Origin of the sequence: Streptomyces glaucescens, from assembly GCF_002154375.1 — a bacterium.
Taxonomy (GTDB): domain Bacteria; phylum Actinomycetota; class Actinomycetes; order Streptomycetales; family Streptomycetaceae; genus Streptomyces; species Streptomyces glaucescens.
Genome location: NZ_MUND01001077.1, coordinates 1 through 1,344 on the forward strand (window position 1 = coordinate 1; position 1,344 = coordinate 1,344).

The 1,344-nt window shown below is 79.0% G+C and carries 1 protein-coding gene; it reads left to right on the forward strand.

All coding sequences use genetic code 11. The features are described from left to right. The coding region (locus tag CCN42_RS45510) for an MFS transporter (protein ID WP_245877709.1) at window positions 1-1,180 on the forward strand (1,180 nt) is incomplete at its 5' end. Window positions 1,181-1,344: the final 164 nt, after the last annotated feature.

Genomic DNA, 1,344 nt, shown 5'->3' on the forward strand with positions numbered 1-1,344 from the left:
CGCGGTCGCAGTGCCCGCGGTTGCAGTGCCCGCGGTCGGTGTGCCCGCGGTGCGGGAGCTGCCGTCCGCGCCCGCGACCGGTGTGCCGCCCCTGGGGGAGACCCCGCCGCCCGGTCTGCCGCCGTGCGTTCCCCTCGGCGACCTCACCGACGCGGAGGCCCGGCAGGCCCGCGCCCGCTACGGCATCGCCGACGCCGTGCTCGCCGAACCTGACGCCCGGCACCCGCTCACCCTCCGGCTGCTCGCCGAGGTCCGCGCCGCGGCCCCCGGCGCGCCCTGCGCCGTCCCCCTCGACCACCACGACGTCTTCTCCGCCTACCTGGACCTGATGTCCCTGCGCGTCGCCGTCCGGCTGGCCGCCGAGAACGGCCTGCGCGGCACCGCCGTACGCCGGCTGGCCGCCAAGGTCTCCGGCCAGGTGCACGAGGCCGCCCGCCGCAGCCTCGGCCCCCGCCAGGGCGAACTGGACCGCGGCTCGTTCGAGGAGGTGTTCCCCCGGGGCACCGCCCCCGCCCGGCGCAAGGATCCCGAAGGCGGCGACATGACCGTTCGCGAGGGCCTGGCGTTCTTCGCCCGGCGCCCCCGGCTGGTCGCGCTCGCCGGCATCACCGGCGTCAGCGCGGTCTTCGGCCGCAACTACGGACTCACCCTCGCCGTCCTCGTCACCGGCCCGCTCGCGGGCGGCGCCGGGTCCTTCGGCACCGTCTCCACCGTGCTCGCCGTCGGCGGCATCGTCGGCGCGGTGCTCGGCGCGCGGCTGCGCAAGCCGTCCGTGCGGCTGGTGGGCGCGCTGGCCGCGACCGGCGGGCTGCTCCAGGCGGTGGCGGGCCTGTCGCCGTCGCTGGCCGTGCTGCTGCTCCTGGTGCTGCCCATGGCCGTCGTGGAGTCCGTCTCCGACACCGCCGGGACCACCGTCCTGCAGACCGATCCGCCCGCCCACCTGCGCGGCCGAGTCCTCGGTGTGTGGGGCAGCATCAGCACCGGCTGGGGCCTCGCAGGCCCGCCCGCCCTCGGCCTCCTCATGGAACTCGCCGGCGCCCGCGGCGCGCTCGTCGCGGGCGGCCTGATCATCGCCGGCGCGATCGGCACGGGCCACCTCCTGCGGCAGCGCCGCACCCCGACGCCGGTCACGCCCCTGCTCACGGAGGAGCGGCGACCGGCCCTGGAGACGGCGGCCTGAGCGAGACCGCACGTCCCACCGGGCACGACCGGCGGGGCGCCCCGGCCATCGGCCCGGGGCGCCCCGCCGCGTCGTCCCGGGGGCGGGCCGGGTCCGATGGCCCATCCGATGGCCCCGGAGCCCCGGCCGCACGCGTCTCCCGCGCGGCCGGGGCTCCGGGGCCA